This is a genomic window from Maledivibacter halophilus, from assembly GCF_900167445.1.
Taxonomy (GTDB): Bacteria; Bacillota; Clostridia; order Peptostreptococcales; family Caminicellaceae; genus Maledivibacter; species Maledivibacter halophilus.
Genome location: NZ_FUZT01000010.1, coordinates 1 through 21,427 on the forward strand (window position 1 = coordinate 1; position 21,427 = coordinate 21,427).

A 21,427-nucleotide genomic window follows, 5' to 3' on the forward strand; every position below is an offset into this window, starting at 1 on the left:
CTAATTTTTCAAAAAAGGCTTTACTAAAGTATCCAAGGTCTGTAATAAGCAATTCATTTTTATCAATTAATGTAAGTAGTTTATCTGTATAAGTTGTATCAGGCCCAGGAGCTTTTGTTAATTCTATGCTCCCAAATAAACTGGATACTAAACTATATACACCTTGAATTTTTAAAGCAGATTTAGCATTGCTTCCACCTAGACCAGGCCATATATTTGATAATTTATCGGGCAAAGTAATTTTTGTGCTATCACATATTTTTACATCTTTAAACTGTGAAAAGATTTTAGTTGTTTTTGCTGTAAGCATGTTATTTATTGTAAGATGCATAGTCTCTTTAAATACTTCTTCCAAAAGTTTAGATGTTTTCTTTAATCTTTTATGGATTGCTACTTTACTAATTTGCAAACCAGGTTGTAGTGCTTCACACTTTGATGCAATTTCATTTAACGAAGGATTTGCTATATTTATTAAACCAAAAGTAAAAACTTTAACAAGAGTTTCTGGCATAAGCATTGTTCTACGCTTTGTAAAACCAATATTTTTAGCAATTTCCATTATTTTTATATGGTTTAAAAATCGAATTACGTTTATAATAAGTGATGAAGATATCTTCATGGGAATCTCTCCTTTGTGATTTGGTCGTCACTTAGAGATTCCCATTTTTGTTGTCTTTTTGCAAATGTAATTTTTACCTTGGTATAACTTGGCTTAAGTTAACGCCTATGATATAGTAGTTAGTTTTTTAAGAAGGTAATTATGCAATTTGCTCGATTGAAAGATTTTGGTCTAATCTTTTGGGACTTTTTAAAAGCCACTAGGAACTAGCTTCTAATGTTACGGTGGTGGCCACTGAGAATCCTTTTGGCTCATGTAAAAATAAGTTTTAGATTAAATAACCAAAAAGGATAAACAGGTTTATAAAAATCGCTCAAAAGGAAACCTCAGAGGCCACTTCCTTTCTTAAGTCTTATTGCCGTACATCTCATAGAAAAGAACAATTTAAAACCTTTTTAAAATAGGAAAATTCTTTCAGATTGCTAGAAAATATATATTTATTAATTTCTATTTATTAATTTCTTCCAGTGTATTTAATCTGCTTTCTAATTCATTTATTTTATCGGTGATACTATTCTTGTCTTCTAATCCATTATTTCCATAGGCAATATAATTGGTATCAGCGTCTATCATTGTAGGGGTTATAAGGTTTGGAGTAAAATCATTCCCTATTATAATTAATTCACTAACGCTATATGTTTCTAGTCCATAGGTTTGGGTCTTAGAATCAAGATCTATATCTACTGACTGGTTTCCAGATACTATTACTTTACTGGTATATGCCACCAAGATACCACTTTCAAAGTATCCATTATCTAATCTGCCATTACTATGAAATACGTTGTTTGTAATGTTATACTGTTTTCCGCCAATACATTTTATGCCATTTTCACCATTAAGACAAACTTGATTTGCATTTATATTAAGTCTTGATGAATTTTGGGCATGTATTCCTATCTTGTCATTAGAAACTATTATAGAGTCAAGTATATTAAGACAACTACAGTCAGTTAAGTGTATACCATGGCCCTCATTAAACTCAATATTACATGCAGATACACTATGGTCATGGGTATCATTTATTTCTAATCCACTACCATCATTTTGATGAATGTAACAATTGTCAATATTTATTTCATCTGTTCCTTCCCAAGTTTCATTGGTTACTCCTGTAAGTCTAAGGCCATAATTCTTGCAAAAGCATATTTCTGCCTTTGAAATAATAGAAAACTCACTTCTTTCAATATATACACCGCCATGGGGGTTAGTTTGATTATCTCTGTTTCCGTTAATGCTTATGTTTTCAAGTATAAATCTTGGGCTGTTGATTATATTTAAAACATTTGAATCTGAACCATCCATCAATTTAAGCTGACTACCCCATCCATCACCAAACATACGAAATTTTTCTACATCCTGTATCGTAAGACCTCTAACTAAATATATGCCCTTTGGGAAATATATAGATTCACCATTTTCCAATGTGTCTAATAAATTTTGAATTGCATCTGTGTCATCGGTTATTCCATCGCCCTTAGCACCATATTGTTTTACTCCTAGTATTTTTTCTGTTTTTGTATTTAAATCAATAATTTGAGATTCAACTGTCTCCGTTCTTATCCCAATATTTTGTGTAACTTTATCAAGCTCTTCTATCTCTTTTGTATTTTGATACAAAGAGGCTGTTAACTCAGTCATTCCTTCAGATAAATTTTCTATATCCTCAGCATTTTTCTTAACAGTTTCTGCAGTTCTTCCTACTCCTGCCAAGGAATCAATATCTATTTGTTCTGCTTTTTTATTTATTTCAGCATCAATAATGTCCATATTTTCATTAATATCCTGTATATTTATTTTATCTGTAGGCTTTGGCTTCTTTAGATTATAATTAGGAGTATTTTCCATGATATCACCTCACTTAAATATTTTCCAGCTGCTGCCATGTATGATTAGATGCCTTTTCCCAGGTAAGCTGAGTCACATCATCCCAGGTATTATGGGTATTTTTAGTATCAAGGGTCAATAAATTTACATCATGGTTAAAGTTATTTCCGCCTACTAGATTTACCTTGAAGGATATTTTTAAATCTGGATTCTTGCCTTCTATTTTCCAATTGGATAGTGACTGAATCATTGGATGACTTGTTAGGGCCTGAGATATTTCCCTTTTAACCTCTGCTTCTACAAAGGTATGGGGAAAATTATTTCCTATTATCAGGTCTTCTAAAATCACACCATATTCGTTTTTATCTTCTCTTTCATATACCTTGTATCTGTATTTTTCAGTTCTCAATGTTTTTTCTATCCATACCATTAAAGCTTGGATGCCAGTTACTTCTATCAGTCTTCCATCCTTTAAAGGAAAATCCCCTTTTTTAAAGTCAAATAGAAAGGATTTACCTATCCTTGGTAAATCCTTTTTATCATCGGTTTTAAATTGTAGTTTTGTTATTTTAGGAAGCATTTTAGCTTCACCACCTTTTGATATTTTGTTTACTTTTAATGTTAATTTCTTTTCATTGTATTTGTTTATAGATGTACGCCCTTAAAAGTTTAATTTCCGGTCGTGGCCACTGAGAATCCTTTTGGCTCATGTAATAAACCTGTTTTAAATTAAATAATCAAAAGGATAAACAGGTTTATAAAAATCGCTCAAAAGGAAACCTCAGAGGCCACTTCCTTTCTTAAGTTTTATTGGTGTATATCTATATAGATTTCTAATAATAAAGATTAATAAAAAGAAAAGAAAATGACTTCAATAATTTAGTAAGAAAACTATCTGAAAGATTTTGATTAATTCTTGTCGGATTGCACGTTCTTTTTATTAATTTTTATACTTCGATACCTACATACAACCAAATGTTATAATATAAATACAATCATTTGGTTGTACATGACTATTTATATATGTCATTCTTTTAAGCTTTAGGGGGAGTTTCAATGAAAAATTACAATGACATCATAAGAAAGTTAAGGGAAGATAATGACTTAACTCAAGTTCAAGTTGCCAAGGTCTTAGGTACTTCTCAGCAAATATATTCACGTTATGAATTAGGTATTAGAGAATTACCTATCAAGCATCTTATTAAGCTTTGTAAATATTATGGTGTTAGTGCTGATTATGTTTTGGGGTTGAAAGATAAAAAGGAATAAGTATTGTTCCTTTCCCTTTGTTCCCATCATCATATTCTTTTGTATTTATTATTTATTTTTAAGTAAGGGGCTACTTTTTCATACATACAACTTTGCTTTAAATAAAAATGAATTTTCTTATATTCATTATTTATTTTTAAATATGTTTTTGAATCTTCTTCGTACTCTATTGTGATATTGTAAGCATAATAGTAATCGTAGCCTCCTTTGTATACGGTTCCTTTGTAGCGGTATACTCTGGTGTCGCTTGCTGGTCGGGTTACTGTGCCAGTGTAAGTACCGGAACATGCTAAAGATACTGTAAATATTTCCCCTATTTCTTTAGTTGGTAATATTGCATCAATCTTATCTAACAGTCTAAACATTATATCAGAAGTAACTTCAATTGTTGCTGTCAATGTTCCAATATATCCATTTCTATCATACTTCTTAGTATTTGTTAAGTTATAAGAGACTTGAACACTTTTATCTTCAGCTACTTTTTTTTCTTTAGCTGTTATATATACAATCCCATCTTCACTTACTGACTTACTATGCCCCGGCGTATAACTTCCACTATACAAATACCTACTCAATGTCCCAGTATATCCATCTTTATTATAATTGGAAGAGGTTTGTCCTGATACATACTTACTGTACTTCTTTGAATCATATACCCGTCTTACATAATTACCGCCAGAAGCATTTATTTTTACTTGCTGATTGTCAATCAACTCATATGTTACATTTCCAGTATCTGCGGTAATATTTTTAATCTTTCCTAGATTTGGAATCGTTATTGTTTTGCTTTGGGATGAGCTTGAGGAATCTCCACTTGCTGGTAGTCTAATGCTTAATATTTGCATTAATTATCACTCTCCTATATAGATTACTAAAGTTCCATTGGGCTCACCATCTTCGTTGTTAATTTCAGTTGATTGTATTTTAACTTTAGCAATTCCACCTTGGGATGTTAACTCAAACATTTTTAAATCCAGGTTTGAAATATCATCGGCATTTTTCTTCACTGTTTCGGTTGTTCTTCCTTCTCCAGCCAAGGAATCAATAGCTCCTTCTTGGATACCATCTAGTTTTTCCTTATCCTCTTTAGACATTCTACCATCTTGTGTACTACTGGCTTTTTTAACTATTTCTGTATCAATTATATCCATATTTCTATTTTGGATATCTATATTAAAGTATTCATTTGCTAATGGTTTTTCTAAATTAATATTAGTTGTATAATCTGGCATTATCTCACCTCTCTCAGTTCAGTATATCTATACTTGTTCAACTTATTATCAGTATGGATAGATAACTTTTCTTTTCATTAATAAATAGGTAAAACTTAAATAAAGGTTAAACATTCTTGTTTTACCTTTTTCAAAAGAATGACAGAAAACTGCTTTTCTGTCATTTTATACTCTGTTAACTATATCTTAAGTCTACATAATATACTTTTGTCGTTACATATTTTTTATTATTTTTATCTTTTTTTGATTTATATAGCCAATAGATTTTATTATACTATGGTAAATAACCGCATATGCTAAAACATTTTTGTTTTTATATAAATGCCTTGGTTAGTAACTGTTAAATAATTTCTTGTACTGCATTTTGATACTCAGCAACTTTTATATCTTCAACCTTAAAAGCTTCGCCAGTATTAGGATTTATTTCTTGATTTTTTATTTTTCTGACCAACATATCAACAATGATTTGCTTAATCACCTATATTACCCCCTCTGAAGAAAGTATGTAGTTTTCAAGTTGTGATACTTTTTCTTCTAATAATTCTTCTTTAGTTTTTGGAATATCTACATATTTATAATATAAACCATTAACTTTATCATAATATAATACTGCTTTTTTACCTTCTTGTTGCTGTGGCTGGGGAATGTCTAGAACCTCTATTCCTCGACTTCTTCTTTCTTTACTTAATTTTTCAGGCTTTTTATGAATTAAACCTACTTTTCCTTTTTCATCATAAAATACTATAGCCATTTTATTACCTCCTATTATTTAATTACCATTTTTCAGAAAAAACACCATATAAACCTGGTGTTGTCTTTACACAATTTATTCTATTATTCCTTGGTAAACTAGATATTAAAATTTTGTTTTTATCTAATTCATATAAAATATTATCATCTCCTCCAAAATATATACTACCAGATGAATTTACTGAAACACCTCTATTTCCACCAGATGTTGAATAAGTCCATATTTCATTCCCATCTTTATTAATTTTTTTAAGACCATAAGGACCATTTACAATACAAGCATAAATATTTTCATTATTATCAATATCAATTCTATATGGACTATTATCAAGAGGTACTTCCCATTCTTCTACTCCATCAGTATTTATTTTAGATAATGAACCAATTTGACTAGCACTGTATATCGTTCCTGTAGGTGTTACTGCTAAATCATAAATACTATCTGATTGTTTCCTAACTCTCCATATTAAATTTCCATTATTATCAAATTTTGTAATGTAATCATCATTGTCACCGACATAAATATACCCTTTATTATCAATAGAAACACATGAAAGTTGTGTTGAACCTCCTATAAAATATCTCCATATTTCACTACCATCATCTTTATTAACTTTATAAAGTATCCCATCTCTATCTGCAGCATAAATTTGGCTTTCGCTATCTATAGCTACCCCTCTAATATAATCAATATCTACAATAGGAGAAGTCCAGATCGCATTTCCATTTGTATCATATTTTATTAATTTTTGATACCCACCTACAACAATAAATTCATTAGGGTCTGTAATTATAGTATGAATATTAGCACCTGATAAAGCCCATTCTTCTGTGTAATCTGGATATAATTTTCTAATCTTATCATCAAGTAAATAAACAATAAAATCTGATTTTGAAAAATTAACCCACTCAATACCATTCCAGTAATGAGCAACTTCAAACACCCACTTACTTTTTATAGTATCCCAATATTTAAAGCTTCCTAATTTAGAATAAATTTTTAACCAAGCATTTTCCCATATTTTTAAGTAGTCTGTGGAAATAGTATCTAATTTTTTAATATCATGATATACTATTAACATCTCTGTTTCACTTCTACCTATAAACTGCATACCTTCTGTAACATCTACTTTTAATTCTATCTTAGGGTTTATACTCACCCACCCATACAAATCATTTTCAGCAGGTGGATTATCTGGTTCTCTGAAAAATATTTCTCCTATACTTTTGTCAGTTTCTATCCATATATCACCTACATTTTCAGCAGTGGGGTTTTCTAATTGTGTAAATACTTTAATTACCTTTTTACCTTTAGGTATGCAATCAATGCCAATACCCAAATCTTTAAATATATCTATATTTTTTTCTATACTCATTAACTCACCACCCAGTTTCTAGTAGTAACCAAACCATCTTCATTATAAGTAAGTGTCCATATTACTGTTTTTAAAAGTGTTGTACCATCATCCTCATAATATTTTTCTTCTATTCTTTGATAAAAACCATTAGCATCTGGGTTACTTGCATCTACTTGTAAATATAAGGAGGCATCTTGTTTTGTGTATTGAGTTTGGATTGGTCTCCCTTCTGTATCTGTACAAGTAACATTAAAGTTATAATTCGCCGTTAACTCAGCCAACCCTGTATTAACTTCCTTCTCCAACTCACCTATTCCCACATCAATCCTTCTAAGCTCCCCATCCAAAATATCCATATTCTCATTCTGATCATTTACGCTATATTTTTCCTTTATATTTGGTTTCTTAAGATTATAGTTGTCTGTATAATCTGCCATTTGTTATCACCTCACTATTTTTTCATTATCTATACTAATGAGCATGTAGAATAACCTCTAATCTTTCATGGCTAAAATTAGCCATTCTTTCATGGAAAATTCCTTCGTCTTCATTGGGCAGCTTGACTGTTCTTAGTTCTTTGTTGGTAAAGGCACTGAGCCATCCAAGATGATAGCTATGCAAATAACTATTAGTATTGTAGGTGAACTCAAGGTCAAATGCTAGATGAGCTGGTTTTATCTCCTCTATTGTTGCTTTTAAATCCTCTAGGTTTGGGGGGAGTCCCTTTGTTCCTACAAATTTTATTTTGAAGCTGTAGTCTGGATTATTCTCTATTACTTCAACTTCTCCATTGGAGTAGCTTTCTGCTGTGTTTTTAATTAAATTTACTGTAACTGTTCCATGGCCCCTTAGCTTAGATTTTATTATGCTTCGCCTGTGTTCCTTCAGTTTGCTGTTATTTATAGGCAAGCCCAATTCCTTTTCCCATCTTTCCAGTGTGAAATCCGATTTGTCTATAAAAAACTCGTTTAGAGTCTTTACTATTTGATCACTGAATTCTTTAAGCTCTAGGTCTTGGGTATTTGTTACGTCGGTAATTACCTTACTCGTGGCATAATAATTGGGTAGATAGCTCATCAGTTTATTCGACATTTGTTATCACCCCTAATACTGGTACATCAGTATTACTTAATACTATGTTTGAGTTTCCATCATTTAAAGTTAAATTAGAATAATCCATTACTCCCTTGCTTTGAAAAATCAAGCTTCCTATTTGGGCATAGCTAACATAATCTTCTACAAAGGCTATTTCTTTTAAATATTTTCTTATGCTCTCTTCTATATTTTCTAATACCTGGTCCATGGTGTAGTTGTTTGTGTCAATGGTTAATCTTACTTTAATATCTATAGACAATTCTGAGGCACTTTCCACTGTTACATCGGCTCCTATTGGTCTATTTTCTTCTATATGTTTTTTCACCTCGGCTACAAGCTCCGGCTCTGCACCTGTTTTTTCTGAATCTATTATTACTACCTTTACTGTTCCATTATTTCCATCCCAAAGGGGAAGGACTCTAGCATCACCTACACCGGGGACTTCTAATGCCCAGTTTTTGTAATGGTTCTTATTCCCCGAGGTTGCCGGTGTTCTTACTTTGTTATAGTATCTACTTCTAAGCTTCTCATCGCTTTCTCCATTGTATCCATTTGTCACTGGATTTGGATTTGTTACGCTAGTTAGTCCTGATATTGTAACGGGAAAATATTTAATAGCTCCCACCGGTACATTTCCTATTGCTCCAGCTTCTTCACATTCTACTGGAACATTGGCTTCCTTTGAAGAATCTATTGTTTTACTTTCTGTTATTATATAGCTTGCAGCATCACTTGCCACTTTAGTTCCCTTTTCAATAGTTACTCCCTCTAAGCCGTGTATTGTTACTATTGTCTTTGCCTTTGTAGGAGGATTTCTACTTATCCCCTGCTCTGCTGCCTTTCTATCAAGGTTTTCTCCTGTGGCGGTTTCTACAAAGCCCTGATCCAGTATCTTATTTTGATTCATATATGCCTTTTCCAACTCTATTGCCAGGGCATTTATTACATCATGAAAAAAGCTGCCCTGGGATTTGTCGTATTCATCACTTATCTGGGACAGCATTCGATTTTTTATTTCTTCCCTTGTCACAGTCTCACCACCTTGTCTATAACATAATATTGCTGTTCATTGGTTGTTGGTATGAGCAGCACTTCATCTTCTACTTTTAAGGAATCTATCCATTTTATTTTTCCTGTGGTTTTTTGCTGGGTATTAATATTTAAGCTTGCCAAGCTATGGTCGTGGGAGCCGTGGTCTCCAACGGAAGCACTATTAGTTTGACCTGCATTACTCTGGGAAAGCTGTATTTGACCTTCCAGAGAAAATTCCCTCTCATAATCCTTTAAAATATGGCTTGCAAATATCAGATGGTCTTTTCCAAGTATTATCTTTTCCCCTAGGGCAATTTTGATTTCAGGTAATGGACTTATTACCTTCCCTATCTGGGGCCCTAGGTAATATTTATTGTCTCTTTCCTTAAAGAGCATTGCCAATTCACTTATGCCACTCATTATTTCACCTCCAAGGTCAGCTGCATACGATGTATGCCGTTTTTCAATGTATGGTTTGCACTTTTAATTAGATATTGTCCCGTGATACCGGTTATTGGCTCCTCTATCTCAATAATTCTCTCTGCTCTTACATTGTCATTCCCTATCATTTCCAAGGAGTTGTCCTCAAATATTTTTCCTAATTCCTCAAGCTTTTTCTTTGCTATATTTTTTGCCTGGGCTTTATCCTTTTTATCTACAGTTTTGACCTCCTGTAATAGTCCATATTTATCTATCAAGTCATTTTTCTTTTCCTGGGCTATTACCTTATTATCAAATACCAGCTTGATACTGTTTTTCATATTCTCTATGGTTCTTTTTCTACTTGGGTTTGATATAGAGCTTAAGATATCATAGGGCTGAATATTGTCGGCCAGCTTGAAGGCTGCCTTTATTATTAAATCTTCCTGCTTTGATATATATAGTTTCCCTTGTTTCATTTCCAATCTGTATTTGATTCCCTGTTCGTCCTCTGCGATGGTAATGATCTCTTTTATAATGTCGCTGATTAATCTTTCATTGAATATCTTATTTATTATTGTTGGAATCTCTGTAATACTACCAATGGGAACTTCAAAGTCCTTTAGTATTGTTTCTATTGCCTTTTTTGCCGGTACCCTATTGAATTGATAAATTCCACTGCTTTTGTTTAGATAAAAGGCATAATCGAAGGAGGTATAGCTTACTGCTCCCCTGCCATTTCTCTGCTCCGACACTACTATGCCTCTAAAGATTTCTTCTTCATTTGTAAGGGATATTATATTTCCTATATCTACGGGATTCATGGGAAAGTATCTGTCATCATTAAATGCTATATTAAAGTCCAACTGCTCTCCCAGCTCATTTATATCACTTCTCCACTGTATATCTCCAAGCATGGGGGTAATATTTGTTTGCAGATTGTTAGATATATTAAAAAGTTGATGCATATTATATCCCCCTTTGGTCAAGCTCTATAAATTTGAACTCACTTAGTGTAATAGTATAATATATATCTCCTGTTCCATCCTGCAGTCCATATTCAAAGGATTCTATACTGCAGGGCATATTGATAATATCCCTTGAAGCTTCGGATATGATTAGTCTTATGGGAACCCTTTCTTCCTTCCACTTTTCTATTGCTTCAACATACTCCCATCCCTTGTATTCCTTATTTCTTAAGAAGGAATAGTCCCTATTGGGGAAAAAGGATTGAAGGGATATTGATTTTAATGTAGGCATTCCTATTAGTTTTATTTCCCCCTGACTTATTACATCATAGGTTTCATTCTTCATTCCCGATTGTATTTTGAACTCTGCTGGAAGGACGGGAAGCTTTATTACCTGCTGCCTATTGTTTATTGATAAAAATATATCCATTTTCCAGCCCTCCTTTATGCCACACTTATATTTTTCATTCTAAGCTTTATTTGTGGAACTAGTTCGTCCATGATTTCTTCTGTTGTTTTATTCATTCCACTTATGTTTATTGTGAAGTTATTTTTTGTTGAGTTGTCTATTGGGCTGCCCTGTAGTTTTGTTTGAACTACTTCGCCGTTATGCTGTATTTGGGCCTGCATATCCTTTGAAGGTAAAGGGGTTTTTCTGTATATATCTTTTGTGTTTTTGTGGCTTGGCTTTTTAAATATGTTTTTGATTGTGTCTCCTAATAATTTTCCTGCTTCCTTTGCTCTTTGTATTGGTTTTTTATAGATATCTGTATAGCTTTTCAGTGCTTTTTTTATTGGAGCTGGTGTTTTTTCCTTAGCTAGATTCATGCCGGATTTTATTCCTTTTTTCATGAATCCCCATGTATTCTTTCCTGCCTTTGATACTGAGCTGCCTATAAATCCAGCTGCTTCACCTACCCAGTCAGCTCCTTTACCTACCAATTCAATTCCTTTGCCTGCTCCTTTATCCAGCCCATCTGTAAAAGGTTTACCCCAGCTCTTATCCTTTAAGAAATCATAGGCAGCTCCTCCTACAAAGCTTATGGCCGATGTAACTGGTGCAATGGGAGTAAAATCACCTGCAAAATCCAATGCAGCCATGGTTTTTTTAAAATCACTTTCATCGGTCATCATGGTATGGACATTCATTGCTGCACCTACTGGAGAAAATGCTTTGGTAAGGCCCTTGACAAATTTGTTGCCACCTATATTCTTTATTTTCCCAAGGATTTTACTGTCAGATATTTTATCCATAATTCCAGCAGCCTTTGGATTATTAATTTTTTTCATACCCTTACCCATCAGTTCACTGCCCTTTTTAGTTATATCATCTAAGGAGTATTTATCTATATTTTTTGTTACTTTTTTTGTTGTATCTTTAAATTTAACAGCCTTGTTATACATGGCTTGAGCCAGTGGATTACTACTTAACTTTTTCATTTGTTTGGGACCAGCTTTTCCTAAAAATAGATTTTTGGTTCCAGTCTCTACCACATGTTTTGTGGCATTTGCATATTTCGTTAAATCCTTTTTTACTGCCTTTCCAGCAAAATTAACCATATTTTCAACCACTTTTCCTGCTTTAGGGGCAAATTTATTGTTAATAAGATTTGAAGCCTTGGTAGATTTTTTTAATGTAGGACTTATATATTTTTGCATATCATCAACATATCCCAATGTATTTTCTACAGTCTTTTTTGTCTTTTTAAGTTTTCCAATGAAATTTAAAAATAGATTTTCACTTTCATTGGCTTCCTTTTTGTTATCATTATTTTTTAATTTTTTTCCTTGTATTATATCGGTCATAGATTTTGCTAAATCTAGCTTTCTCTTTGCTCCAGAATCCCAATCCTTCATCTTTGTATTTATTTCTTCTAATTTATTCATAGATTCCTTAAATCTATTGGATTTAAATATACCTGTTAGTACTGTCATCTTTTCACCACCTTTTGAATGAAAATAAAAATTACCACGGGAACGCCTGAGTGGTTCCCATGGTTTGTATATTGGGGTTATTGGCTAAACTTCATCATCTTTTCTCTTTCTTTTATTTCTTCCTCATAAAAAGCCATTATTGTTAATAGCTCGCCCTTTGGCATATTGTATAGAACAGAGGGTCTTATTCCCTTTTCCTTCCAGTAGTAGTACATCATTTGGGTAAGTCCATCTGTTCTTATGAGTTTTTTATTTCTTCAACGGCTCCTCCATCAAATCCGCTTAAGTCTCCTATTATGTTGTATAGGGTTATTATTTCACCGGGAAGGAGTATTTTTCTAATTAAATCCTTTGGAGTATATACCTTGAATTTATCCATTAGCTCCTTGGATTTAAACTTTGGATCTTTAACTCCTTCTAAAATCGTCATGAGCTGAAGCTCAGAAATATTTATATTGTCCATATCTTCATCCATGGACATTTCCTGGATTTCTTCCATTTTATCCGGGGATAATGCCTCCACCTTGAAAATCACCTTTTCTCCTGTCAGCCCTGATAATCTCTTCATTTCAACTTCCTTTGAAGGCTTTTTAAGCTTGCTTTCATCTAGCTGAAGGAGCAAATCTAATGTACTCATTTATATTCCTCCTATTCCGGTTGAATTAAATCCATAAAATCATAGTCTGTAAATGTAAAGGGGCATTCTACCTTTCCCAATGCCTTTGTTTCAAAGTTCATCAGTGTTAAATCGTCAAAGCTTACATCCTTTAATACTATTCTTTCAGCCTGGGCATCTACCGTATCGGGATCGGCCAATTTGGCAAGGACAGTAAATCTTACGTCCTTACCCTTTTTGATGCTTTCTCCAAGCTTTATCATCATTCTTGAATTTACCTTATGGATTTTTAGGGTTCCCTTTCCTTCCCAGCCAGTTACCTTTGTATCCTTGGCCAGTACACCACACATATTTACATCTTCTTTTTTTAGGGTAATCTTGGCTTCAAGTCCTGTTAATTCACTGATTTTATCTCCATCAAGCCAGATTTCTCCCCATGTACCGTTTACCACTCTATTTCCAGATATTTTATTTACCATATTTCTCTACCTCCTACATATATATTTCCATTTGTAAATCTTCCATAGCGTCTAAAAACTTCACCTTAGCAGTTGCAAACACTTTGCTTCCAGTGTTGTATTCCTTAATTTCCTGGGGCTTTAATGAATCTACGTCTACGCCCCTAGACAATAGATATGTTCTTTGTGTCTGTATATCTATTTGGGCCTTGTTGTCATAGGCACTATCTAATACTTCTAATCTTTCTAACTCTTCAAAATATGCATTCACAGCAGATAAAAATAATACCTTGTGGTCATAGGAGTTGGTGATTTTACCAACATAGGAGCCATCAAAGGTATTTCTAATATCATCCCTCATTAAATCTACTGCATCTACAATCTTGATCTTCTTAAATTCTTCTCCCTTTGCTCCATCTAGACTAGTAAGGGAGTTAACACCTCTACCTATTTTGATTTTTGTTCCATCATTTACGAGGATCAATTTACCACCATCTATATCAGCATCGGGGTCTGTAGATGCGGTTACAGCTTCTACTTCACTTAATTGGTAATAGGTAGCACTTCTTGTAAAGGGGAGCCCTGCTAATATACCTGCTATTCTACCGGTATACTGGCCTGCACTATAAATTTTATCTTTAACCTTTATACTCTCTGTTGTAAAGTTAATAATTCCTTCATGATCCCCGGCAGCATTTGGAAGTACAGCCTTGTATGTCTTCTTGTTTGTATCTCTCTCTGTTTTAATCCAAGATACAATATTTTCTGTATTTCCTTCTTCAATTCCTGGGACTGCTAGATAGTTCCACTTCTTATTTTTTAGTCTAGCTAAAGCCTTTGAGTAATCGGTGTCGGCCTTTGCTATTCTCTCTACGATCACCTCTCTAGGTGTTCCCATAAAGGTTTTTTCAATATAGTCCTTGTTTTCTTCTGTCCAGTCTTCAGAGTCCACTTCCTGTACTGATTTGTATAGCTTTGTGTCAAAATCCTTTGTATCGTCCTTTAAAATCAATGCCACAATACCCCTTGCACTACGGTCAATAGCAGTTGTTCCCTGTGTTTTAAAGTTTATAAGTATCTCTGGTAATCCCATTAAAATTCCTCCTTCATTTGTAATTCTTCCATTAACTGATAATCTTCATAATCATATGCCTCTGTTTCATCTATGCTGTCTGTGAAATCAATGTTAAAGCAGAATGTTAAAATTCCATCTATTATCATGGTTTGAATAATCCCCACTGTAAGCTTTCTATTGTTCACAATCATAACTGAATCAAATATTTCATAGATTTTATCTGCACATTCAAGCTCCTCTTGATTCGTTCCCTTTAAGGAATAGAAGCTTATTTCTACATTGATAGATTTTCTTCTATGGTATTTATTTTCCATGGACATAGAAGTAGGATATACCTTGACTAATAAAGCAGGCTTTGAAAATCCTGATTCATCTTTTTCACCATAGATGTTGTAGCTCAAAAAGCCATTTGTCAGCTTTTGAATAATTGTATCCTTTATTTCTACCAGCTTAACTTTCACCACTTCCTTCCAATATAAAAAGCACCCGATTATCGAGTGCTTTTCATATATCTTAGTATTCAATTGAATGCTTCTATAATTAGCTAAATTTAAAACTAAGCGCCTAGTTTGAGAAGCTTCTTAAACAATTTGTTCAATTTATGAATATTCATGTGCAAGTTATATAACTTTACAATACAATATTACCACAGTTATATAGTAAAAAAAAGGAACAAAACGGGAAGTAAATCGGAGGTTAAAAATATTAAGTCATATTTTTTTAAGGAAACTGCATAGTAAAATTTAGAAAAAATAATAGTATGAGACTAGATAGACTGGTACAAAACGTACTGGTCTATTTTTGCAGTTCTCTAACATAAGTATAATCCCATGAGTAGATTACTAAATCATCATACAATTCAGTAAAATTAAAGATATGTTACAAATTACATTTTTGTCATATTATGACAAATAAATTATATTTGATATGATATAATTCATAATAATTAATTAAGAAAGGAGAGATTTAGCATTGAATAAAATAAGACCTCCAAATGAAAAAATCACTTTCTATTAAAAAACCTAAATATGTTTTTCAATAGAAAATGACAAACTATTAGTAATTTAATTATACCATAAAAACAAAAAATATCTAACTTTGTACATAATAGTTTAGATAAAAATAATCATGAACTATATCAGATTATAAAAATAAATTTATAGGAGGAATATAGAATGTTAAAATCTAAAAAAATAGTTTCAATGGTTTTAGTAGTAGCTATGATAATGGCTATAAGTATAAGTGCATTTGCAAATGAATCATCAGTAAAGGTGAATAGTAGCAAAATATTTGCTTTCAATGACTCAGATGTTGAAAGTTATGATGAAAAAATACCACAAGTAAATTATCGAAATGACATTAATGGATATGACAAATTTGTTTTTAAAAAGGGTTTAAGTACAAGAACTACTGAAGAACCATCATCAGAGTGGGATTGGTCTGAAGGTGCCTATTCAGTTAATGGTAGTTCAAACTCAGCAACATTATACACAAATTACTATTTTACAGGCGTAGTTGGAAGAACTTTTGATTTCACAGCAGGTTCATCCAACAGAATTACAGTTGATTTAGTTCATAAAGGATGGATTTTCCAAACAGTTGTTAGCACATGGACTATTGATGCAGGTGAAAGTAAAAGTGTAGAAATTAAAGAGTCAGACCTTGATGGGGAATCAAAAGATGGAAAGTATTATTTTAGATTTAACTCCAACCCTCTTGGTAATTCTTATTCAGTAACAGGAACATTTGAATAATAGCATAATTGACCATATATATAATAATATTTAAAAATAATTATTTAGAACTACTGCCTGTTTTCCTAATAGGCAGTAGTATTATCTTTTATGATTGGAGTTTAATATGAAAAGTGAGATTAGTTCAAAAAGAGCGATTAATAGCTTTCAGTTAAAAATTTTAGGCCTCCTTTTTATGACATTTGACCATATTGCAGCATACACATTTAATCTTTCAATTGGTTATAATAAAATTAGAATAATAGGACGTGTTGCTGCTCCACTTTTTTTATATGTAATTATAAATAGTTTCCACAATACTAGAAATAAGTTGAAATATGCATTTCGCTTGTATATTGCTCATGTATCAATTTGTTTAACAACTTTACTCTTAACTACTAAAGGCAAGAAATGGTTTGGAATTCATGATCAATTTAGTATTCTTTCTACTTTTGTATACACTGTATTGTTTATTTGGCTGATAGAAAATATCATTGAAGCTATAAAGGAAAATAAAAAAAGAACAGTTCTTTCTTATTCTTTATTAGGAGTTGGAATTGTCGTATTACCAGTTATACTATTGATTTTGTTTTCACAATATGAGGAGCTATTAACTATTATATTTCCAAATGTTTTAACAGTGCCATATTCGCCTATTTTTGTAATAATGGGTATTTGCTGGTATTTTATTAAAAATAGAAAGTGGCAAGGAATTACATTGATTATTTTTTCATGCTTTGCTGCAATAGGGGGACACATAATTAGTAGAGTGGGAATTTGGATGTTTATGAATTTTTTCAATTCTAATCAATTTTGGATGATTCTTTTTCTTCCATTCATGTTTTTGTATAATGGTGAAAAAGGAAAGTCTTTTAAATATTTTTTCTATATCTATTATCCACTCCATGTTTTTTTACTAATGTTTATTGGACAACAATTGAATTTTTAAAAGAATGTTTTATTAAATTTTTTTCGATTAATATTATTATAAAACCATTCAGATTATAGATCAGAATTTTATATCATATATTACTGGTCTATTTTCTATTTGACAAACATTGGGACGATTCTAATGTTAGGCTGCCGTCCACTTGCTTTATGAATTACATAAACACTAATACCTGTAATTCTTGATATTTCTCTTACCTTTTATCATGCCCTTCCTGGCATTTTATTTTACTCTTTCTTTTTTTATTCCATTTTAAAAAAATGTTCATTTATTAACACATCCCTAGGGGTTAAAAGAGAACAAAAGCGATAAAAATTATTAATGCTATTATTTGAGCAAATTGCATAATTACCTTCCCAAAAGATTATCTACTACATATAGTTTTGAAATCTTCAAAGCCATACCACCGAAATATATTTAATTCTAAATAATTAACTTAAGGATAATATTCGCATATGCAACCCAGCCAAATTAGAGTTATGCAATTTCCTCATTTAATAACTATTATAGTAACTTATAGAAGAATTAAAATCATAAAAAATTTCAATTGGTAAAGGTTTGTCAATGTATATATAATAAGAATGGCGTAGAAAACCACAAGGAGACATGCAGTCAATCTGAAAAATGGATAGTATTAGGGTATACCGTTATATATAGCTTAAGTAGAATAGTTAGAACATTTACAAAACCAAATGACAAAATAGTAATACAAATACCAGTGTATCCCCCCTTTTATAATATTATGAAAAAAGTAACCGTAAAGCCATATATAATCTATTAAAATTTTATGGAAAAATTTTCTACGCCTAAGCTTTGCATGTGCTAGCTATGTTAAACTGTAATGAAATTTAAGGAGGAAATGATAATGAAATTTAAAAATAGTTTATTAACTATATTAATTATGGTCTTAGTAGCATCAATGATATTTAGCGGATGTCAAAATCAATCAGCAGCAAAAAAGTCAGATGAAAAAAGAACCATTATTGTTGGAACTTCCGCTTCATACTATCCATGGGCATTTAAAAAAGATGACGTAGTACAAGGCTTTGAAGTAGATGTATGGAATGAAATAGCTAAAAGAAATGGATATAATTTAGAGTTTAAACTAGCTAAATTTAGTGGTTTAGTTGGTATGTTGGACGCTAAGAAAATCGATACAATAGCCCATCAAATGTCAATTACAAAAGAAAGATTAGAAAAATATGACTTTACCGAGCCATATGCATATAGTTATTATGATTTTGCAGTAAAAACAAATAGCGAATTTAAAACTTTGGAAGATTTAGAGGGTAAAAAAGTTGGATGTTGGCTTGGTGGAAATGGAGAAAAGTCTTTAAGAGAGCTTAATGAAAAAAATAATCTAAACTTAAAAATCGAAACATATGATGGTGCTCCCATTGAAAAAGAGGTTGAATTAGGAAGAATAGATGCAAGCTGGCAAGGTGAAATTAAAACACTATCAACTATAAAACAGGCAAATATGGATTTAAGAATGATAGGTGCTAGACCTTTTTATGAAATTAATGCCTATCCATTCTTAAAAAGTGAAAAAAATAAAGCTTTAACACAAGAAATAACTGACACAATCAAGGAAATGCGTGAAGATGGAACCTTAACAGAACTTTCTCAGAAATGGTTTGAACTAGATACCACAGTTAAACCACAAGAATAAATAATATACGGTGGTGACACTATGGATTTTTTTGATGTAGAATTTGCACTACATATCTTACCAGTGATTCTTAAATATGTAAAAGTAACTCTTTCTTTATCCCTGTTATCCATGCTCTTTGGTTTAACACTTGCATTTATTATTTCACTCATAATAGATGCAAAGATCCCTATTATTTATAGAATATTAAAAACTTATGTTTCTTTTTTTAGGGGAACACCATTATTGGTGCAATTATTTTTAGTTTATTTTGGTCTTGCCCATGTTTTTACTAGCATGGCAAGCCTCTCTTCCTTTGGAGCAGCATGTATTGTCATGAGCCTTAACTCATCTGCATATATGTCTGAATCTATAAGAGGAGCTATTTTAGCTATTGACAAAGGACAAATGGAAGCTTCTCTATCGGTGGGAATGACATATTTTCAAGCTATGAGAAGAATTATTCTTCCACAAGCGTTTAAAGTAGCTATTCCTGCTTTATCTAACACCTTTATAAATTTAATTAAAAATTCATCTTTGGCATTCACTATAGGTGTGGTAGAAATAACTGCTTCGGCACAGCTAGAAGCAACTTCAAGCTATAAGTATTTAGAAGCATATTTTGATATACTTATTATATATTGGATAATAACAAGTGCACTAACATATTTACAAAAAAAATTAGAAGAAAGACTTAGTCACAGTTAAAGGTGGTATAATGATTAAATTAGAAAATATACATAAAAAATTTGGAGATTTAGAAGTCTTAAAGGGTATAGATATTGAAGTAAAACAAGGAGAAGTTGTAGCTATAATAGGTCCTTCTGGAACGGGTAAATCAACATTACTGAGATGTATAAACTTTTTAGAAAAGGCCGATGAAGGAAATATTGAAATAGACGATTTAAAAATAAACGTTAAAAATGCCTCAAATAGCGATATATTGAAAATGAGAAAATCTACTGCAATGGTCTTTCAAAGCTTTAACTTGTTTAAAAATAAAACAGTTTTACAAAATATAACAGAGTCTCTTATTGTAGTAAAAAAAATAGATATAGATGAAGCTAAAAAAACAGGTATGGAAGTCCTCAAGCAAGTAGGCCTAGAAGATAAATGGAATAATTACCCATCAACTCTTTCTGGTGGACAGCAGCAAAGAGTTGCAATAGGTAGAGCTATGGCATTGAATCCAAAGGTAATCCTTTTCGATGAGCCCACTTCAGCCCTTGATCCGGAATTAGTTGGTGAAGTCCTTGACCTTATTAAACAGCTTGCTAAAAAACATATGACAATGATGATAGTAACCCACGAAATGAACTTTGCAAGGGAAGTGGCCGATAAAATTATATTTATGACTGATGGAAAAATATGCGAAAGCGGAAAACCTAAGGAGCTATTTAGAAATCCACAAAAATATGAAACTAGTAAATTCCTTAAAAGATTTAGGGTGAGTTAGGTCTATAAAAATATGGAATCATTAGAAATCACAGTATTCTTTCAAAATTATTAAGGGTATAAACAGTCATATTTGAATATACAACTGTTTACACCCTTTTTTAATATACTATTTACAATCTTATTCATATTCTAGAAATATTAACTAATTTCCACTTCCATAATTGTAGAGTTTATATCCACTTCTTCTTTATAGCACTGCATAGACTTCACTTTTTCCATATTAGTTATAACCACTGGAATAATAGAAGACTGAGCTTTTTCTTCTATGAGATCTATATCAAAGGTCATAAGAAGATCCCCAGCATTAACTTTTTGATTTTCCTCTATATGAGAAGTAAAACCTTCTCCTTTCATGCCTACGGTATCTATTCCTATATGGATTAATATTTCTATTCCCCCTTGGGTTTCCATACCAATAGCATGCTTAGTTGGAAATACATTAACTATTTTTCCATCAACGGGAGAATATAATTTCCCTTCACTAGGAATTAGTGCAATTCCGTCTCCAACCATTTTTGTTGAAAAAACTTCATCGGGTACTTCTGTAATATCAATACTTTTCCCTACAACAGGTGATTTTAATACAAGCTTTTTTTTCTTTTTAAAAAATCCTAGCATCTTTATACCTCCAATAAATTCTAATTTTAGTTAGTCTTATGGATAACGAACTCCAAAACATGATAAATTCCAGAGAGAAATATATATGTATAGATTTCCCATAGCAAAACTTAATTTATACATATCAAAATATCTGATATCTCTCGGGGGTTTTAGACATGTATAAGCTAAAGTCTTTACTTAAATCCCTACACATATAGACTGCTATTAATGTTGTCTGAAAATTGAAAATTATTCGGAACAAAAAAGAGCTGGAAGAAATTCCTTCAGCTCTTGCCCTCCTTGGTCACACGCTAATACGATATTTGAATCATTATATTTAAGTTGATTTTACTATATGTTTCTTTAAAAGTCAATATATTATACA

At 31.8% G+C, this 21,427-nt stretch carries 27 protein-coding genes; 6 read left to right on the top strand and 21 right to left on the bottom strand.

What is annotated here, in order from left to right; genetic code table 11:
* The 3 genes from B5X81_RS18165 to B5X81_RS18175 form a co-directional block, all read right to left on the bottom strand.
* Positions 1-619 (bottom strand): IS4 family transposase (locus B5X81_RS18165; RefSeq protein ID WP_139380389.1); only part of this gene is annotated, 619 nt, incomplete at its 3' end.
* 447 nt (positions 620-1,066) lie between these two features.
* Complete coding sequence (locus B5X81_RS18170; protein WP_079493714.1) at positions 1,067-2,464, bottom strand: right-handed parallel beta-helix repeat-containing protein; 1,398 nt, start codon at positions 2,462-2,464, stop codon at positions 1,067-1,069.
* A gap of 13 nt (positions 2,465-2,477) precedes the next feature.
* Positions 2,478-3,023 carry a DUF2634 domain-containing protein gene (locus tag B5X81_RS18175; RefSeq protein WP_079493716.1) on the bottom strand — a complete coding sequence of 182 codons (546 nt, stop codon included), beginning with the start codon at positions 3,021-3,023 and terminating at the stop codon, positions 2,478-2,480.
* Positions 3,024-3,499: 476 nt separating this feature from the next.
* On the opposite strand from B5X81_RS18175, the gene B5X81_RS18180 reads away from it, so the two are divergent.
* A complete protein-coding gene (locus tag B5X81_RS18180) occupies positions 3,500-3,712 on the top strand; it encodes a helix-turn-helix domain-containing protein (RefSeq protein ID WP_079493717.1) in 213 nt (70 codons plus the stop codon).
* A 29-nt stretch (positions 3,713-3,741) separates the two neighbouring features.
* Here B5X81_RS18180 and B5X81_RS18185 read toward each other — a convergent pair whose 3' ends face one another.
* The 17 genes from B5X81_RS18185 to B5X81_RS18255 form a co-directional block, all read right to left on the bottom strand.
* On the bottom strand, positions 3,742-4,557 hold the full coding sequence (locus B5X81_RS18185; RefSeq protein ID WP_079493719.1) for a hypothetical protein: 816 nt from the start codon (positions 4,555-4,557) through the stop codon (positions 3,742-3,744).
* A gap of 6 nt (positions 4,558-4,563) precedes the next feature.
* Positions 4,564-4,944, bottom strand: a complete 381-nt coding sequence (locus B5X81_RS28190) for a hypothetical protein (protein ID WP_079493721.1) — start codon at positions 4,942-4,944, stop codon at positions 4,564-4,566.
* 340 nt (positions 4,945-5,284) lie between these two features.
* Positions 5,285-5,422 (bottom strand): hypothetical protein, encoded by a 138-nt coding sequence (locus B5X81_RS27580; RefSeq protein ID WP_170917489.1) that lies wholly within the window; start codon positions 5,420-5,422, stop codon positions 5,285-5,287.
* Entirely contained in the window at positions 5,423-5,695 is a 273-nt protein-coding gene (locus tag B5X81_RS18195; RefSeq protein WP_079493724.1) for a hypothetical protein, read from the bottom strand.
* A 22-nt stretch (positions 5,696-5,717) separates the two neighbouring features.
* On the bottom strand, positions 5,718-7,070 hold the full coding sequence (locus B5X81_RS18200; protein ID WP_079493726.1) for an outer membrane protein assembly factor BamB family protein: 1,353 nt from the start codon (positions 7,068-7,070) through the stop codon (positions 5,718-5,720).
* Entirely contained in the window at positions 7,070-7,489 is a 420-nt protein-coding gene (locus B5X81_RS18205; RefSeq protein ID WP_079493728.1) for a hypothetical protein, read from the bottom strand. The genes B5X81_RS18200 and B5X81_RS18205 overlap by 1 nt, the downstream gene beginning before the upstream one ends.
* A gap of 34 nt (positions 7,490-7,523) precedes the next feature.
* Entirely contained in the window at positions 7,524-8,144 is a 621-nt protein-coding gene (locus B5X81_RS18210; RefSeq protein WP_079493730.1) for a putative phage tail protein, read from the bottom strand.
* On the bottom strand, positions 8,134-9,177 hold the full coding sequence (locus B5X81_RS18215; protein WP_208985090.1) for a baseplate J/gp47 family protein: 1,044 nt from the start codon (positions 9,175-9,177) through the stop codon (positions 8,134-8,136). Before B5X81_RS18215 ends, B5X81_RS18210 begins: the two co-directional genes overlap by 11 nt.
* The gene (locus B5X81_RS18220; RefSeq protein ID WP_079493733.1) at positions 9,174-9,599 is read right to left on the bottom strand and encodes a DUF2577 domain-containing protein; all 426 of its coding nucleotides are present in this window, start codon (positions 9,597-9,599) and stop codon (positions 9,174-9,176) included. Before B5X81_RS18220 ends, B5X81_RS18215 begins: the two co-directional genes overlap by 4 nt.
* A complete protein-coding gene (locus B5X81_RS18225; RefSeq protein WP_079493735.1) occupies positions 9,599-10,567 on the bottom strand; it encodes an XkdQ/YqbQ family protein in 969 nt (322 codons plus the stop codon). Before B5X81_RS18225 ends, B5X81_RS18220 begins: the two co-directional genes overlap by 1 nt.
* 1 nt (position 10,568) lies before the next feature.
* A complete protein-coding gene (locus B5X81_RS18230; RefSeq protein WP_079493737.1) occupies positions 10,569-10,997 on the bottom strand; it encodes a hypothetical protein in 429 nt (142 codons plus the stop codon).
* Positions 10,998-11,011: 14 nt separating this feature from the next.
* Positions 11,012-12,502 carry a hypothetical protein gene (locus B5X81_RS18235; protein ID WP_079493739.1) on the bottom strand — a complete coding sequence of 497 codons (1,491 nt, stop codon included), beginning with the start codon at positions 12,500-12,502 and terminating at the stop codon, positions 11,012-11,014.
* Positions 12,503-12,579: 77 nt separating this feature from the next.
* The gene (locus tag B5X81_RS27585) at positions 12,580-12,720 is read right to left on the bottom strand and encodes a hypothetical protein (protein ID WP_170917488.1); all 141 of its coding nucleotides are present in this window, start codon (positions 12,718-12,720) and stop codon (positions 12,580-12,582) included.
* A 20-nt stretch (positions 12,721-12,740) separates the two neighbouring features.
* The gene (locus tag B5X81_RS18240; protein ID WP_079493741.1) at positions 12,741-13,139 is read right to left on the bottom strand and encodes a phage tail assembly chaperone; all 399 of its coding nucleotides are present in this window, start codon (positions 13,137-13,139) and stop codon (positions 12,741-12,743) included.
* Between the two features lie 11 nt (positions 13,140-13,150).
* Positions 13,151-13,597, bottom strand: a complete 447-nt coding sequence (locus tag B5X81_RS18245; protein ID WP_079493742.1) for a phage tail tube protein — start codon at positions 13,595-13,597, stop codon at positions 13,151-13,153.
* Between the two features lie 13 nt (positions 13,598-13,610).
* Positions 13,611-14,669 carry a phage tail sheath C-terminal domain-containing protein gene (locus tag B5X81_RS18250; protein ID WP_079493743.1) on the bottom strand — a complete coding sequence of 353 codons (1,059 nt, stop codon included), beginning with the start codon at positions 14,667-14,669 and terminating at the stop codon, positions 13,611-13,613.
* Complete coding sequence (locus B5X81_RS18255; protein WP_079493746.1) at positions 14,669-15,112, bottom strand: phage tail terminator family protein; 444 nt, start codon at positions 15,110-15,112, stop codon at positions 14,669-14,671. Before B5X81_RS18255 ends, B5X81_RS18250 begins: the two co-directional genes overlap by 1 nt.
* Before the next feature lie 741 nt (positions 15,113-15,853).
* On the opposite strand from B5X81_RS18255, the gene B5X81_RS18260 reads away from it, so the two are divergent.
* The 5 genes from B5X81_RS18260 to B5X81_RS18280 all read left to right on the top strand — a co-directional run bounded on the left by B5X81_RS18260 (position 15,854) and on the right by B5X81_RS18280 (position 20,440).
* Positions 15,854-16,405 carry a hypothetical protein gene (locus tag B5X81_RS18260; protein ID WP_139380390.1) on the top strand — a complete coding sequence of 184 codons (552 nt, stop codon included), beginning with the start codon at positions 15,854-15,856 and terminating at the stop codon, positions 16,403-16,405.
* Between the two features lie 106 nt (positions 16,406-16,511).
* Positions 16,512-17,333, top strand: coding sequence for a TraX family protein (locus B5X81_RS18265; RefSeq protein WP_079493749.1), 822 nt, complete (start codon positions 16,512-16,514; stop codon positions 17,331-17,333).
* Between the two features lie 859 nt (positions 17,334-18,192).
* The gene (locus B5X81_RS18270; RefSeq protein WP_079493750.1) at positions 18,193-19,005 is read left to right on the top strand and encodes a transporter substrate-binding domain-containing protein; all 813 of its coding nucleotides are present in this window, start codon (positions 18,193-18,195) and stop codon (positions 19,003-19,005) included.
* Positions 19,006-19,026: 21 nt separating this feature from the next.
* Complete coding sequence (locus B5X81_RS18275; protein WP_079493752.1) at positions 19,027-19,692, top strand: amino acid ABC transporter permease; 666 nt, start codon at positions 19,027-19,029, stop codon at positions 19,690-19,692.
* Positions 19,693-19,702: 10 nt separating this feature from the next.
* The gene (locus tag B5X81_RS18280) at positions 19,703-20,440 is read left to right on the top strand and encodes an amino acid ABC transporter ATP-binding protein (protein ID WP_079493753.1); all 738 of its coding nucleotides are present in this window, start codon (positions 19,703-19,705) and stop codon (positions 20,438-20,440) included.
* A 140-nt stretch (positions 20,441-20,580) separates the two neighbouring features.
* Here the strand turns inward: B5X81_RS18280 and B5X81_RS18285 are convergent, their stop codons facing one another.
* On the bottom strand, positions 20,581-21,060 hold the full coding sequence (locus B5X81_RS18285) for a PTS sugar transporter subunit IIA (protein ID WP_079493755.1): 480 nt from the start codon (positions 21,058-21,060) through the stop codon (positions 20,581-20,583).
* Between the last annotated feature and the right edge of the window lie 367 nt (positions 21,061-21,427).